Source organism: Kitasatospora sp. LaBMicrA B282, from assembly GCF_050325825.1.
Taxonomy (GTDB): domain Bacteria; phylum Actinomycetota; class Actinomycetes; order Streptomycetales; family Streptomycetaceae; genus Kitasatospora.
On the sequence record NZ_JBNQTI010000056.1, the window covers coordinates 1 to 13,697 of the forward strand.

Genomic DNA, 13,697 nt, shown 5'->3' on the forward strand with positions numbered 1-13,697 from the left:
CTGGAAGTATGCCTCCCGCTCACGCGTCAGCTGCCTCGCTCCCTGTGCCTTCCGGTCCTTGCGGATCTCGAAGTCCATCGCACCCCTTGAGCTGGGGTGTTGCAACGACCGTTAGAACCCAAGGGTGGGTCACGGGGGCGTCGGCGCGACGGAGCCGACCACGTCGGTCAGTTGGCGGAGTCGGGCACCCCGGGGCTCTTGTCGTAGGCCTTGATCGGGCTCATCCCGACGCCGTTGATCGCCACGGTGTCCTGGGTGGAGACCTGGGCGCACTTGGTGCTGTCGTCGGCGGTCTGCACCGAGGCGTTGTTGAGCGCGGCCTGGGTGTTGACCGGCGCCGGGGCCTGGCTGGCGCCACCGGCGCCGCCGGAGCCGCCACCGAAGGTGGCGCCGCTCGGCCAGTCCTTGCCGATCACCAGGGTGATGCCCGGGCCGGTGCCGGGCTTGACCGCCGAGGCGGGCAGGCCGACCGAGGCAGCCACCTCCTGGGCGTCGGCCTGGCGGCCCGCGGTGTAGGTGACCTCGCTGGTGTCGTCGGTGCCGGTGGCGTTGGTGGCAGCGGTGCCGGAGCTGTAGCCGGCCGCCTTCAGCGCGTCGGCCACCTCACCGGCCCGCCCGCTGATCCCGCTGCCGTTCTTCACGTGCACCGCGATCTCGGACTTCGGCGCCCCGCCCGCGGCCGGGGCGGCCGGGGAGGCGGCCGGCGCCGGCGCCGCCGTGGTGGCGTTGGGGTCGGCCGTGGTGGTGGCCTGGGCGGCCGCCGAGGACTTGGAGCCGTCACCGGCGGTCAGCGAGACGTCGTTGATGATCGCGCCGAACAGGTTCTTCGCGGCGGGGGCGACCAGCACCCGGGCGTTGTTGGACGGGTCCGGGTCGTTCTGCATCGTGGTCATGGTGATGCGGTTGGCCGGGACCTTGTTGAGGTCGTCCGCCAGGCCCACCAGGTTGGTGATGCCGCTCAGGCCGTCGTCGACGGTCAGCGCCTTGGTGGCGGCGTTGGCCAGCGAGAGCACCGCCGCCGGGTTGGTGAGGGTGCCCGCGCTCTTCAGCTGGCGGACCATCGAGCTGAGGAACATGTGCTGGGCCACCGTGCGGCCCAGGTCGCTGCCGTCGCCGAAGCCGTGCCGGGTCCGCACGAACTGCAGCGCGGACATGCCCTGCAGGGTGTGGTTGCCCTTCTTCAGCTTCAGGTGCGAGTAGGGGTCGTAGACGTTGTTGTCAACGCAGACCGGCACACCGCCGACCGCGTCCGACATCTGCACCACGCCGGTGAAGTCGACCATCATGAAGTGGTCGATGGGTATGCCGGTCAGCTGGTGCACGGCGGCCACCGTGCAGCCCGGGCCGTAGTCCAGGGTGCTGTTGATCAGGTCCCGGTGCGGCTTCATGGTGGTGTGGTTCTGGGCGTCGTTGCAGCCCGGCAGGTCGGTGACGGTGTCACGCGGGATGCTCATCACCGTGGCGTTGCTGCGGTCGGCCGAGACGTGCAGCACCATCTCCACGTCGGCGTTGGCACCGGGGCCGCAGTCGCCACCGATCGCGCAGTCGGCGGCGTTGTCGCGGGTGTCGGAGCCGATCACCATGATGTTGATCGGGGTGCGGCCGAAGGCGTCCGGCTTCTCGTGCCCGGCGTCGCCGGAGGTGCCGGCGAACAGCGCCGAGTGCTTGATGTTGCCGTTGAGCATCTCGTAGACGTACCCGGCGCCGCCCGCGGCCACCAGCACCAGGCCGGCGGTGGTGTAGGCCAGGATCCGCAGGCCCTTGCGCTTGGGCTTCTTCTTGCCCTTGCGTGCCGCTGCCCGGCCGCCGCCCGCCGACGCTGTCGACTCGGCCCCGCGCGCACGGCGGCGCGGTCCGGGGCTGGTGCCGTCCAGCTGCATCTCGCTCACGTCGCCGCCTTCGTTCGTACTTGATCGTGCCTATCGGGACGCCGGCGTGTCGTAGCACGGTTCCCGGCGCGCAGCATAGCCGTCCACCCTTGGAAGCCGAACCGGGGAGGAACAGCCCGAGTGAGTCAGGCTACCGGCCGGTCGGCCGGCACCCGCTCGGCAGCCCGGCCCGGTGCCGGAGGTCACATCCGGATGTCACATCCGCCGGGCCGGCGCTGTCTGCTGGAGAACGGGGTTCGGCAACACAGGACGGGAGTGACGGGCGATGCGGGTGGCAGTGGCAGGCGGAACCGGGCAGACCGGGCGGCACGTGGTCGCCGCACTGAGCGCGGCCGGGCACGAACCGGTGGTCCTGGCCCGCTCCGCGGGGGTCGACGTGATCAGCGGCGAGGGACTCGAGCGGGCACTGACCGAAGTTGCGGCCGTGATCGACGTCACGGACCGGAAGACCACCCGGCGCTCGGCGGCCCTGGCCTTCTTCGGGACCGCGAGCCGGCAGCTGCTGGCCGCCGGGGAACGGGCCGGGGTGCGGCACCACATCGCGCTCTCGATCGTCGGGATCGACCGGGTCGACTACGGCTACTACGCCGGCAAGCTCCGCCAGGAGGAGCTGATCCGGGCCTCCGCCGTGCCGTGGACGGTGCTCCGGGCCACCCAGTTCCACGAGTTCACCGAGCGGTTCCTGACCGCCGGGCCGGTGGTCGTGGCGCCCAGCATGCTCAGCCGACCGGTCGCGGTGCGCGAGGTGGCGGCGGCTCTGGCGGACTTCGTCGACCAGGGGCCGCAGGGCATGGCGCCGGAGCTGGCCGGGCCGGGCGAGGTGCGGATGCCGGACGCGGTGCGGCGACTGGCCCGGGCCCGCGGGCGGCACTGCCTGGTGCTGCCGGTGCGGCTGCCCGGCAGGGCGGGGCGGCAGCTGGTGGACGGCGCGCTGCTGCCCACCGGGCCGGGGCCGCGCGGCCGGCAGACCTTCGAGGAGTGGCTGGCCACCGCGGCCCGGTAGCGGCGCGCGGGCGGCCCGCGGAGCGGCCCCGCTGCGGGACTACTCCTTGGGCTGCTCGGGCTCCTCGGCGAAGTCGATCCGCTTGAACTGGCCGTTCATCGACTTCACCAGGAACCAGGTGGCCACACCGAGGCCGCAGAAGACGAGGAAACCGAGCAGCCCGGGGGTGACCGAGTTCGGGTCGAAGCCCGAATCGGAGGCGGCTGCGAGGATCGCGGGGGTATTCATGGCTCCCATGGTGACCCGGGATCGCTCCGCAGCCGACACCGGGGTGGGGCGTGTCGCCAACGGACCGCCCCACCAGGTGAGTCGGCGCGGCCTCCGCTCCGCGCGACCGTGCGCCGCTACTTGACGGCGTCACCCGCCAGGCTGGCCGCGCGCAGGCCGGCGAACAGGTCGTCCTCCGGCAGGTCGGTGTCGACCAGCGAGCGGGCCAGCTCGTAGTCCTCGGTCGGCCAGACGTCGCGCTGCACCGCGAGCGGCACCCGGAACCACGGGCCGTCCGGGTCGATCTGGGTAGCGTGCGCGATCAGCGCCCGGTCCCGGGTCTCGAACCAGTCGACGCACTGCACCCGGGTGGTGATCTCGCGCTCCTTGCGGCCGCTCTTCTCCCAGCCCTCGATCCACTCGCCGTAGGGCGAGTCCTGGCCGTTCTCGGTCAGGTAGGCGTGCAGCGCACGGATCCGGGCCATCGGGAAGCCGTGGTTGTAGTACAGCTTCAGCGGCTGCCAGGGCTCGCCCGCCTCGGGGTAGGCGTCCGGGTCCCCGGCGGCCTCGAAGGCCAGCATGGTGATCTTGTGGGTCATGATGTGGTCGGGGTGCGGATAACCGCCGTTCTCGTCGTAGGTGGTGATCACCTGCGGCTTGAACTCGCGGATCAGGCGCACCAGCGGCTCGGCGGCCGCCTTCTCGTCCTGCAGCGCGAAGCAGCCCTCCGGCAGCGGGGGCAGCGGGTCGCCCTCGGGCAGGCCCGAGTCGACGAAGCCCAGCCAGGCCTGCTCCACCCCGAGGATCTCGCGGGCGGCGTCCATCTCCTTGCGGCGGACCTCGTGGATGTTCTCCTCGACATAGGGGTCGCCCTGGAGCTTGGGGTTGAGCACGGAGCCGCGCTCCCCGCCGGTGCAGGTGGCCACCAGCACCTCAACGCCCTGGGCGACGTACATGGCCATGGTGGCCGCACCCTTGCTGGACTCGTCGTCCGGGTGCGCGTGCACCGCCATAAGCCGCAACTGCTCAGTCAACGCCTGGTTCCTTCCGGGAATGTCCGGGCTCAGCATCGTCCCCCTATAGTGACGGACTGGAAGGCCCGCACATTCCCGCGCTCGACGCCCGGGGCTGCGACGCAGCAGCCGGCCTCCTCCGGAAGGGACTGAACCACCATGACCGCCACCAGCAGCACGCCCGGACCGGCGCCGCAGGGCCGCTACGGCCGGCGCAGCGACCAGCAGGCGGACCGCACGCTCAAGCTGGTCGGCGTGGTGCTGGCCGTGCTGGTGGTGGGCCTGGTGGCCTGGCTCGGCGGCTCGTACATCGAGACCGCGAGCAAGCTCAACGGCGCGGTGCCGACCTTCAGCATCGTCTCCGACTCCCAGGTGCAGGCCGAGCTGTCGGTGCTCAAGGACTCCGGCACCGGCGGCACCTGCACCATCCGCTCGCAGGCCGCCGACGGTTCGGTGGTCGGCCAGCTCGACGTCCCGGTCCCCAAGCAGGGCACCAGCTTCGTGCAGAACATCACGATCAGGACCACGGCCCGCGGCACCACCGCCGAGCTGATGGGCTGCACCCCCTCGAAGTAGCCCGCCGCGGGGACCCCGCACGGGCTTGACGAGCGCGGTCACCGGGCATTCCTGTACGGACCGGACCGCAAACGGAGCGTTAACGCGCCGCGACGGCACTCCCACCACGGGCCGGACATTGTTAGGCTCGTGGTTTCGCCCCTTCCGTGCCGGACGGCTCGGACGTGGGCGTTGCTTTGTAGAGAGCACCTATCCGTACCACCCTGCTGATTCCAACCCTCAGCACCTCCCAGCACCGACGAGGAGCACCCGTGACCCAGACCAGCGAGAACGTGACCTGGCTCACTCAGTCCGGCTACGACAAGCTCAAGGACGAGCTGGCCACGCTGACCGGCCCCATGCGCAGCGAGATCACGCAGAAGATCGAGGCCGCGCGCGAAGAAGGGGACCTCAAGGAGAACGCCGGCTACCACGCTGCCCGCGAGGAGCAGGGCAAGATGGAGCTGCGGATCCGCCAGCTCACCCAGTTGCTGGAGCGCGCCAAGGTCGGCGAGGCCCCCGCGGACTCCGGCGTGGTCGCGCCCGGCATGGTGGTCACCGTCGCGTTCTCCGACGACCCGGACGACACCATGAAGTTCCTGCTCGGCTCGCGCGAGGTCGCCAGTGACGACGACGACCTGGACGTCTACTCCCCGCAGTCCCCGCTCGGCCGCGCCATCGACGGCAAGCAGATCGGCGACGAGGCCCAGTACGAGCTGCCCAACGGCCGCAAGGCGAGCGTCAAGATCCTCGAGGTCAAGCCCTTCACCGGCTGACCCCGGCGGCACCCGCCGAAGCGCCCCGAACCGAAACCGGTCCGGGGCGCTCGGCTTTTCCTGCCTGTTGGACCGCGGAGCGGACCCCGCCTACTGGACCGCCGACCGGTACTTGCGCACCGACAGCCAGGAGAAGACCGCCATCACCACCAGCGAGGAACAGACCGACACCAGCGCCGCGTGCTGCATCGGCCAGGCCTGGTCCACCGGCCCCACCTGGTTGCCGAAGAGGTTGCGGCAGGCCTGCACGGTCGAGCTGAACGGGTTCCAGTAGGCCACCGCCTGCAGCCAGCCCGGCATGCTGCTGATCGGCACGAAGGCGTTGGAGATGAAGGTCAGCGGGAAGAGCCAGATCAGCCCGGCCGAGGTGGCCGCCTCCGGGCTGCGCACCGACAGCCCGATCAGCGCCCCGATCCAGGAGAAGGCGTAGCCGAGCAGCAGGAGCAGCGCGAACGCCGCCACCGCCTTCAGCACGTTGTGGTGGATCCGCCAGCCGACCGCCAGCGCCACCAGGGCCAGCACCACCAGGGTGAACGCGGTCTGGCACAGGTCGGCCAGGGTACGCCCGACCAGCACCGCCGAGCGGGTCATCGGCAGCGAGCGGAACCGGTCCACCAGGCCCTTGGTCATGTCCTCCGCGATGCCGGCCGAGGCGCCCGCCACCGCGAAGGTGACGGTCTGGGCGAAGATGCCGGCCATCAGGAACTGGATGTAGATCGAGGAACTCGAGCCGGCCATCGGGATCTTGATGGCACCGCCCATCACGTAGGAGAAGAGCAGCACGAACATCACCGGCTGCATCAGTCCGAAGACCACGATCTCCGGGATCCGCAGCATCCGGCGCAGGTTGCGCCGGGCCACCACCCAGGAGTCGTGCGCCATGGCGGCCAGGCCGTGCCGCTGCCGCGGGATCGCGGCGCCGATGGCGTGCTCGGTCACGCTGGATGCGGTCATCTCAGGCCTCCTCGCCCGTCTCGCCCTCGGCCGCGGTGGCGTGCCCGGTGAGCGACAGGAAGACGTCGTCCAGGGTCGGCCGGCGCAGCCCGATGTCGTCGATCTCGATCTCCCGGGAGTCCAGTTCGCGGATCACGTCGGCGAGCACCTTGGCGCCGCCGGTGACCGGCATGGTGATCCGCCGGGTGTTGCGCTCCACGCTCGGGTCGCCGACCGCGTAGCTCTTCAACGCCTCCACGGCGGTGGCGATCTGCTCGGCGTCGTGCACCACCACCTCCACCCGCTCGCCGCCGATCTGCGCCTTGAGCTGGTCGGCGGTGCCGCGGGCGATCACCTTGCCGTGGTCGACCACCGCGATGTCGTGCGCCAGTCGGTCGGCCTCCTCCAGGTACTGGGTGGTGAGCAGCAGCGTGGTGCCCTGGTCGACCAGGCCCTCGATGACCTCCCACAGGGCCAGCCGGTTGCGCGGGTCGAGCCCGGTGGTCGGCTCGTCCAGGAACATCACCGGCGGGCGGACCACCAGCGCGGCGGCCAGGTCGAGGCGGCGGCGCATGCCGCCGGAGTAGGTCTTGGCGGTCCGGTCGGCGGCCTCGCCCAGGTTGAACCAGTCCAGCAGCTCGCGGGCCCTGGCCTTGGCCTCGCGCGCGCTCATCTGGTAGAGCTCGCCGACCATCTGCAGGTTCTCCCGGCCGGTCAGGTACTCGTCGACCGCCGCGTACTGGCCGGACAGGCCGATCAGGCTGCGGACCTGGTTCGGATGTCTGAGCACGTCCACCCCGGCCACCGTGGCGCGCCCGGAGTCCGGGCGCAGCAGGGTGGTCAGCACCTTGACCGTGGTGGTCTTGCCGGCGCCGTTGGGCCCGAGCAGGCCCAGCACCGTCCCCTCCGGGACGTCCAGGCTCACCCCGTCCAGGGCGCGTACGTCGCCGAAGGTCTTGACCAGTTGCTCTGCTTGGATGGCTGGCGGCATGGGCCTGTCCCATCTCGTCGGTGGCAAGGCGCGGTACAGGTCCACTGTTCCCCGCTCCGGCCCGCCGGGCCACCGGAATAGCGCACAACGGCCCGGGTTCGCCGCGCCGGGTTCACCGCCCGACGACGTACCCCGCCGCCCCCAGCTCCCCCACCACCGCCTGGCAGTGCTCCGGCCCCTTGGTCTCCAGGTGCAGGTCCACCTCCACCTCGGTCAGGCCGAGCGCCGGGTCGGTGCGCACGTGCGCGATGTCCAGCACGTTGGCATCCACCCTGGTCAGCACCCCGAGCAGGCCGGCCAGCGCGCCGGGGCGGTCGCTGAGCCGCACCCGCAGCGACAGGTAGCGGCCGGCCGCGGCCAGCCCGTGCCGCAGCACCCGCTGCATCAGCTGGGGGTCGATGTTGCCGCCGGAGAGCACCGCCACCACCGGGCCCTCGAACGCCTCGGGGTGCTCCAGCAGGGCCGCGATCGGGCTGGCCCCGGCCGGCTCGACCACCATCTTGAGCCGCTCCAGGCCGAGCAGCAGGGCCCGGGAGAGCGACTCCTCGCTGACCGTGCGGACGCCGTCGGCCAGCGTGTTGACCAGCTCGAACGGGAGGTCGCCGGGCCGCCCGACCATGATCCCGTCGGCCATGGTGTGGAAGGAGGGCAGGGTCACCGGGCGCCCGGCGGCCAGCGAGGGCGGGTAGGCGGCCGCGCCCGCCGCCTGCACCCCGATCACCCGCACGTCCGGGCGGAGCAGCTTGACCGCCACCGCGATCCCGGCGATCAGCCCGCCGCCGCCCACCCCGACCAGGACGGTGCGCACCTCCGGGCACTGCTCCAGGATCTCCAGCCCCACGGTGGCCTGACCGGTGACGATGTCCACGTGGTCGAACGGGTGGATGAAGACCGCCCCGGTCAGCTCGGCGAACCGCTGCGCGGCCTCCAGCGCCTCGTCCACCGTGGCGCCGTGCAGCTTCACCTCGGCGCCGTAGTCCCGGGTGGCCGCCACCTTGGGCAGCGGGGCGCCGCGCGGCATGAAGACGGTGGCGGGCACGCCCAGCATGGTGGCGGCCAGCGCCACGCCCTGGGCGTGGTTGCCGGCGCTGGCCGCCACCACCCCGCCGGCCCGCTGCACCGGGGAGAGCCCGGCGATCCGCACGTAGGCGCCGCGCAGCTTGAACGAGCCGGTGCGCTGCAGGTTCTCGCACTTGAGGTGGACCGGGGCGCCGAGCAGGGCGGAGAGGTGGCGACTGCTCTCCATCGGGGTCACCCGGGCCACGCCGGCGAGCATCTTGTGCGCACCGCGCACGTCGTCCAGGGTGATCGGCCAGCTCTCCATGCGGCCCAGCGTAGGGCGCCGGTGGGCGCCCCACGCGGTGATCGCCTCGTCAGCCCAGGGCCTGGGCCAGGTCGGCGACCAGGTCGTCGGCGTTCTCGATGCCGACCGAGACCCGCACCAGGTCCGCCGGGACCTCCAGCGGCGAGCCGGCCGCCGAGGCGTGGGTCATCCGGCCCGGGTGCTCGATCAGCGACTCCACGCCGCCCAGCGACTCGCCGAGGGTGAAGACCTTGGTCCGGTTGCAGACCTCGACCGCCGCCTCCTCGCCGCCGGCCACCTGGAAGGAGACCATGCCGCCGAAGGCCTTCATCTGCTTGGCCGCCACCTCGTGGTTGGGGTGGCTCGCCAGACCCGGGTAGTGGATCTTGGTGACCTTGGGGTGCCGGGCCAGCAGCGCGACGATCTGCTCGGCGTTGGCGCAGTGCCGGTCCATCCGCACGGCCAGCGTCTTGATCCCGCGCAGCACCAGCCAGGCGTCGAAGGGACCGGAGACCGCGCCCATCGCGTTCTGGTGGTAGGCCAGCTCCTCGCCCAGGCCCGCGTCGGCCGCGACCAGCGCGCCGCCGACCACGTCCGAGTGACCGCCCATGTACTTGGTGGTGGAGTGCACCACCACGTCGGCACCCAGCGCCAACGGCTGCTGCAGGTACGGGCTGGCGAAGGTGTTGTCGACCACCAGCAGCGCGCCCGCCTGGTGCGCGAGCTGCGCGACGGCGGCGATGTCGGTGATGCCGAGCAGCGGGTTGCTCGGGGTCTCCACCCAGACCGCCTTGGTGTTCGGCCGCAGCGCCTCGCGCACCTTCTCGGGGTGCTGGGTGTCGGCGACCGAGAACTCCACGCCCCAGCGGGTCAGCACCTTGTTGAACAGGCGGTAGGTGCCGCCGTAGGCGTCGTTCGGGATCACGATGTGGTCGCCGGGCGCCAGGATCGTGCGCAGCAGGGTGTCCTCGGCAGCGAGGCCGCTGGCGAAGGCCAGCCCGCGCTGCCCGCCCTCCAGTGCCGCCAGGCACTCCTCCAGCGCCGTGCGGGTCGGGTTCGCCGAGCGGCTGTACTCGTAGCCGCCGCGCAGGCCGCCGACGCCGTCCTGCTTGTAGGTGGAGACCTGGTAGATCGGAGGGACGACCGCCCCGGTCTGGGGGTCCGCTTCCTGACCCGCGTGGATGGCAAGGGTCTCGAAGCCCTGAGGGTGCTGATGATCGGTCATGGCGACGAGCGTAGTGCCCGCGGCCGGGGCGGGGAGGAATCCGCGGAGACCGCCGCGCGTTGACCGGGCATGCTGTTCAACCGCCGCGAGACCGCGCTCGTCACCGCCGACTCGGCCCTGCCCGGCCGCCCGGCGCCCGCCTTCACCCTGACCGAGCCGCACACCGTGCTCGGCCACCCGCTGCTCGGGCCCTACCCGGCCGGTCTCGAGGTCGCCGACTTGGGCCTCGGCTGCTTCTGGGGCGCCGAGCGGACCTTCTGGCGCCTGCCCGGCGTCTGGACCACCCTGGCCGGCTACCAGGGCGGCCACACCCCCAACCCGAGCTACGAGGAGGTGTGCAGCGGCCTGACCGGCCACACCGAGGCGGTGCGCGTCGTCTTCGACCCGCGGCTCGTCTCCTACGAGACCCTCCTGAAGACCTTCTGGGAGGCCCACGACCCGACCCAGGGCTTCCGCCAGGGCAACGACGTCGGCACCCAGTACCGCTCGGCGCTCTACACCCACTCCCCCGCCCAGCTGGCCGCCGCCACCGCCACCCGGGACGCCTTCCAACCCGCCCTCACCGCCCTCGGCCACGGCCCGATCACCACCGAGATCGCCCCCGCCGGCCCCTTCTACCCGGCCGAGCCCTACCACCAGCAGTACCTCTCCGACGCCAAGAACCCGAACGGCTACTGCGGCCTCGGCGGCACCGGCGCCAGCTGCCCGATCGGCGTGGCCAGGACGGGGGAGTGAGCGTGTTCCGCTGGTTCCGTCGGCGCCGCCGGGAACCGGAGATCGTCTCGACCAGGTTCGCGCTGGGGACGACCCCCACCCCCGCGGCGCTGGCCGCCTTCGAGGCCGACGCCGCCCGGGGCGACGTGGTCGCGATGGCGAACCTCGGGGTCGCGATGCTGGCGGCGGGCGACCGGCAGCGCGCCCTGCACTGGCTCAACACGGCCTGGCAGGCCGGCAACGTCGGCGCCGGGTACAACCTCGGGCTGCTGCACTCGCAGGCCGGCGACACCAACCTGGCCCAGGTGGTCTGGGAGCGCGCGGCCGTCGCCGGCGACCCCGACGCCATGCTCGGCCTGGTCAAGCAGGCGCTGGAGCGCGAGGATCCGGCGGGCGTCGACCGCTGGGTGCCGCCGATCCTCGCCCAGGACGAGGCCTTCCCGATCACCGCCCTGGGCGTGGCCCTGCACGACCACGGCCGGCTGGACCGCGCCGTGGCCGCCTTCCGCCGCGCCGAGGAACTGGGCGACGGCCACGCCATGGAGTACCGCGCCCGGATCCTCGAGGCCCAGGGCGCCCACGCGGAGGCCAGCGCCCTGCGCGCCCGCGCGGCGACGGCCGAGCGGATGCACTGAGCGGGCGGCGCACTGGGCAGGCGATGCACTGGGCAGGCCCGGTCCGGTCAGCCCGCCTGGGCGCGCAGCGCCGCGGTGAACCAGGTGAAGACCGGGACCAGGGCGGGCTTCGGCGGCCAGCCGTTGATGGTGCCGAGCAGCTGCCAGTAGCGCTCGTAGCGCGGGTCGCTGCCGTGCTCCATGCGGTCCAGCAGCCAGCGGCGGAACTCCGGGTCGTCGGTGCGGGCGAAGGTCTTCGCGAAGGCACCGGCCAACTCGGCCACCACCGGGACCGCCTGCGCGGCGTCCGGGGTGATGCCGGTGGCCAGGGCGGCGCCGGCGCGGGAGCGGACCAGGTCGACCAGGGCCTGGTTGGCCGCCGGGTCCACGGGGGTGCCGGCGGCCTGGTCGCGGGCCTGGTACTCGGCGGTCCGGCGGACGGCGGCGCGGAAGTCCGGGTCCTGGACCAGTTCGGCCAGCTCCACCCAGGCCTCGGTCTGCTCGCCGGTCGGGTCCTCGGGCAGCTCCGGCATCGCGGCCCGCATCATGGCCACGAACTCCGGCGAGGCGTCCAGGTCGCCGAAGGCCTCGTCGATGAAGTCGTTGATCAGGCGGCGGCGTTCGCCGTCGGTGAGCTTGGCGAGCTTGTGCATCAGTTCCATCTCCTCGGGTGTGGCCCCCCGCCGGGCCACCGCACGCAGCACCGACCGGCGCAGCCGCAGGGTCCTGATCTGCACGTCCAGCGCCTCGGCGTGGGCCTCGGCGACCTCGGCGACGGTGACCTCGCGGTCCAGCAGCCGCTGGACGGTGGCGAGGTCGACGCCGAGGTCGCGCAGCGTCCGCACCAGGTCGAGCCGGGCCAGCGCCTCGGCGCCGTAGAGCCGGTAGCCGGCGGGGGTTCGGGCGGTCGGCGGCACCACGCCCGTGTCGGACCAGAACCGGATGGTCTTGACCGGAAGTCCGGTCAGCCCGGCCAGTTCCCCGATCGTGCGCAGGGTGTCGTCGTCCATGGCCACCACCTTGGGGTCTCCCGTCACTGGAGACTCAAGGGTAGGAACCGTCCGCAGGAGCAGGAACCGTCAGAGTGCGCTGCCGGCCTTCCAGTCGGCCCAGGAGAGGTTCCAGGCGCCCAGGCCGTTGGCCGGGTCCACCGTGCGGTCGCCGGAGTTGACCACCTCGACCACGTCGCCGGCCATCGAGGAGGCGTAGAACTTCGCGCCGTCGGTGCCCGGGTCGCCGGCGCCCTTGACGTCGCGCAGCGCGATGCAGCCGTGGCTCGTGTTGGCGTGGCCGTAGGCGGAGGCGGGCGACCAGTAGTTGCCGTGGATGAAGGTGCCGGAGGTGGTCAGCCGCTGGGCGTGCGGGACGTCGGGGATGTTGTACTCGTCGCCCAGGCCGACCGTGGCGGAGTCCATCTTGGTCTGGTCGAAGCGCTCCGAGATGACCATCTTCCCGGCCCAGGTGCGGTGTTGCGGGGAGCCGCCGATCACCTTGTACACCGCGCCGACCCGGCCGTCGGTGGTCACCGTGAGGGTGCCGGCCGCCAGGTCGGCGACCGAGGTCTGGGCCCGGCCGACGGTGAAGGAGACGTCCTTGGACTGGGTGCCGAAGACCCCCTTGGCGCCCTCGACGTCCTTGAGCCGCAGCTTGAGGGTCACCTTGGTGCCCTTCGCCCAGTACTGCTGCGGGCGGAAGTCGAGCCGGGTGGCGGAGAACCAGTGGCCGACCACCTCGACGCCCGGGTCCGCGACCACCGAGATCGCCCGCTCGACCGCCTTGCGGTCGGTGATCGGCTTGTTGAAGGTGATCGAGACCGGCATGCCGACCCCGACCGTGCTGCCGTCCTCCGGGGTGAAGCGACCGACGAAGGTGGTGGCGGGGGTGGCGGTGGCGAAGGAGGTGTCGGCGGCGACGGCGAGCTTCTCGCCGTCGGCCGCGCCGGCCGCCACGGTGTAGCGGGTGCCGCTGCTCAGCGGCGCGGTGCTGGTCCAGCTGCGCCCGTCGGGGGCGAGCTGCCCGGCTATTCGCTGCCCGCTCGCGTCGGTGACGGTCACCGTGCCGAGGGTGCCGCCGGTGACGGTGACGGTCACCGGGCTGGTGAAGGGGGCGTTCGCGGTGCCGTCGGCGGGCGAGACGGTGATCCGCGCCGCCGAGGTCTTCGGGGACGGGCTCGCGCCGCCGGCCGGACCGCTCCCGCCGCCCCCGGTACGGGCGTTGCCGCCGCCGTTGCAGGCCGCGAGCAGCATGACCGGGGCGCCGAGCAGACCGGCGAGCACCCCGCGCCGGCTCCAGGCCCCGGGAGTTGCCGCCCGCTCCCGCTCTTCCCGTGCCGCCACGTTCGTCTCCCTACCCTGATGGCCAAATCGGATGTAATGACTCATTCCAGGGCCAAGCGGTTCCCCCGAAGAGGATCAGATCGTATGAGATGACGAAAGATCGCGCCAAAAATGGACATACCGCCCAACCGGCAAGCG

The 13,697-nt window shown here is 72.3% G+C and carries 14 protein-coding genes; 5 read left to right on the top strand and 9 right to left on the bottom strand.

Translation table 11 applies throughout. The features are described 5' to 3' along the window. Positions 1–167: 167 nt before the first annotated feature. Complete coding sequence (locus tag ACQRUO_RS17665; RefSeq protein WP_428316932.1) at positions 168–1,880, bottom strand: LCP family protein; 1,713 nt, start codon at positions 1,878–1,880, stop codon at positions 168–170. Positions 1,881–2,166: 286 nt separating this feature from the next. On the opposite strand from ACQRUO_RS17665, the gene ACQRUO_RS17670 reads away from it, so the two are divergent. Then, the gene (locus tag ACQRUO_RS17670) at positions 2,167–2,892 is read left to right on the top strand and encodes an SDR family oxidoreductase (RefSeq protein WP_428316896.1); all 726 of its coding nucleotides are present in this window, start codon (positions 2,167–2,169) and stop codon (positions 2,890–2,892) included. A gap of 39 nt (positions 2,893–2,931) precedes the next feature. Here ACQRUO_RS17670 and ACQRUO_RS17675 read toward each other — a convergent pair whose 3' ends face one another. Further along, positions 2,932–3,120, bottom strand: coding sequence for a hypothetical protein (locus tag ACQRUO_RS17675; protein ID WP_428316897.1), 189 nt, complete (start codon positions 3,118–3,120; stop codon positions 2,932–2,934). Between the two features lie 116 nt (positions 3,121–3,236). Then, on the bottom strand, positions 3,237–4,133 hold the full coding sequence (mca, locus tag ACQRUO_RS17680) for a mycothiol conjugate amidase Mca (protein WP_428316898.1): 897 nt from the start codon (positions 4,131–4,133) through the stop codon (positions 3,237–3,239). A 138-nt stretch (positions 4,134–4,271) separates the two neighbouring features. On the opposite strand from mca, the gene ACQRUO_RS17685 reads away from it, so the two are divergent. Together ACQRUO_RS17685 and greA are read left to right on the top strand one after the other, a co-directional pair. Next, the gene (locus tag ACQRUO_RS17685; protein WP_428316899.1) at positions 4,272–4,688 is read left to right on the top strand and encodes a DUF4307 domain-containing protein; all 417 of its coding nucleotides are present in this window, start codon (positions 4,272–4,274) and stop codon (positions 4,686–4,688) included. 251 nt (positions 4,689–4,939) lie between these two features. After that, positions 4,940–5,443 (top strand): transcription elongation factor GreA, encoded by a 504-nt coding sequence (greA, locus tag ACQRUO_RS17690; protein WP_428316900.1) that lies wholly within the window; start codon positions 4,940–4,942, stop codon positions 5,441–5,443. Positions 5,444–5,533: 90 nt separating this feature from the next. Here the strand turns inward: greA and ACQRUO_RS17695 are convergent, their stop codons facing one another. The 4 genes from ACQRUO_RS17695 to ACQRUO_RS17710 all read right to left on the bottom strand — a co-directional run bounded on the left by ACQRUO_RS17695 (position 5,534) and on the right by ACQRUO_RS17710 (position 9,895). Further along, a complete protein-coding gene (locus ACQRUO_RS17695; RefSeq protein WP_428316901.1) occupies positions 5,534–6,397 on the bottom strand; it encodes an ABC transporter permease in 864 nt (287 codons plus the stop codon). A 1-nt stretch (position 6,398) separates the two neighbouring features. Further along, a complete protein-coding gene (locus ACQRUO_RS17700) occupies positions 6,399–7,367 on the bottom strand; it encodes an ATP-binding cassette domain-containing protein (RefSeq protein WP_428316902.1) in 969 nt (322 codons plus the stop codon). Positions 7,368–7,479: 112 nt separating this feature from the next. Then, the gene (ilvA, locus tag ACQRUO_RS17705; protein WP_428316903.1) at positions 7,480–8,691 is read right to left on the bottom strand and encodes a threonine ammonia-lyase; all 1,212 of its coding nucleotides are present in this window, start codon (positions 8,689–8,691) and stop codon (positions 7,480–7,482) included. A gap of 49 nt (positions 8,692–8,740) precedes the next feature. Beyond that, entirely contained in the window at positions 8,741–9,895 is a 1,155-nt protein-coding gene (locus tag ACQRUO_RS17710; protein ID WP_428316904.1) for a cystathionine gamma-synthase, read from the bottom strand. A 69-nt stretch (positions 9,896–9,964) separates the two neighbouring features. On the opposite strand from ACQRUO_RS17710, the gene msrA reads away from it, so the two are divergent. After that, positions 9,965–10,630 carry a peptide-methionine (S)-S-oxide reductase MsrA gene (msrA, locus tag ACQRUO_RS17715; protein ID WP_428316905.1) on the top strand — a complete coding sequence of 222 codons (666 nt, stop codon included), beginning with the start codon at positions 9,965–9,967 and terminating at the stop codon, positions 10,628–10,630. After that, a complete protein-coding gene (locus ACQRUO_RS17720) occupies positions 10,627–11,244 on the top strand; it encodes a tetratricopeptide repeat protein (protein WP_428316906.1) in 618 nt (205 codons plus the stop codon). Before msrA ends, ACQRUO_RS17720 begins: the two co-directional genes overlap by 4 nt. 47 nt (positions 11,245–11,291) lie before the next feature. On the opposite strand, the gene ACQRUO_RS17725 is transcribed toward ACQRUO_RS17720, so the two are convergent. After that, on the bottom strand, positions 11,292–12,233 hold the full coding sequence (locus ACQRUO_RS17725) for a MerR family transcriptional regulator (protein WP_428316907.1): 942 nt from the start codon (positions 12,231–12,233) through the stop codon (positions 11,292–11,294). 69 nt (positions 12,234–12,302) lie between these two features. Then, positions 12,303–13,469 (bottom strand): L,D-transpeptidase, encoded by a 1,167-nt coding sequence (locus ACQRUO_RS17730; RefSeq protein WP_428316933.1) that lies wholly within the window; start codon positions 13,467–13,469, stop codon positions 12,303–12,305. Positions 13,470–13,697 lie beyond the last annotated feature (228 nt).

Coding starts and splice junctions, on each gene's coding strand:
- ACQRUO_RS17675 (WP_428316897.1), bottom strand. CDS start 3,120: ATGAATACCCCCGCGATCCTCGCAGCCGCCTCCGATTCGGGCTTCGAC.
- ACQRUO_RS17695 (WP_428316901.1), bottom strand. CDS start 6,397: ATGACCGCATCCAGCGTGACCGAGCACGCCATCGGCGCCGCGATCCCG.
- ACQRUO_RS17700 (WP_428316902.1), bottom strand. CDS start 7,367: ATGCCGCCAGCCATCCAAGCAGAGCAACTGGTCAAGACCTTCGGCGAC.
- ACQRUO_RS17710 (WP_428316904.1), bottom strand. CDS start 9,895: ATGACCGATCATCAGCACCCTCAGGGCTTCGAGACCCTTGCCATCCAC.
- ACQRUO_RS17725 (WP_428316907.1), bottom strand. CDS start 12,233: ATGGACGACGACACCCTGCGCACGATCGGGGAACTGGCCGGGCTGACC.
- ilvA (WP_428316903.1), bottom strand. CDS start 8,691: ATGGAGAGCTGGCCGATCACCCTGGACGACGTGCGCGGTGCGCACAAG.
- ACQRUO_RS17665 (WP_428316932.1), bottom strand. CDS start 1,880: ATGCAGCTGGACGGCACCAGCCCCGGACCGCGCCGCCGTGCGCGCGGG.
- ACQRUO_RS17685 (WP_428316899.1), top strand. CDS start 4,272: ATGACCGCCACCAGCAGCACGCCCGGACCGGCGCCGCAGGGCCGCTAC.
- ACQRUO_RS17730 (WP_428316933.1), bottom strand. CDS start 13,469: ATGCTGCTCGCGGCCTGCAACGGCGGCGGCAACGCCCGTACCGGGGGC.
- msrA (WP_428316905.1), top strand. CDS start 9,965: ATGCTGTTCAACCGCCGCGAGACCGCGCTCGTCACCGCCGACTCGGCC.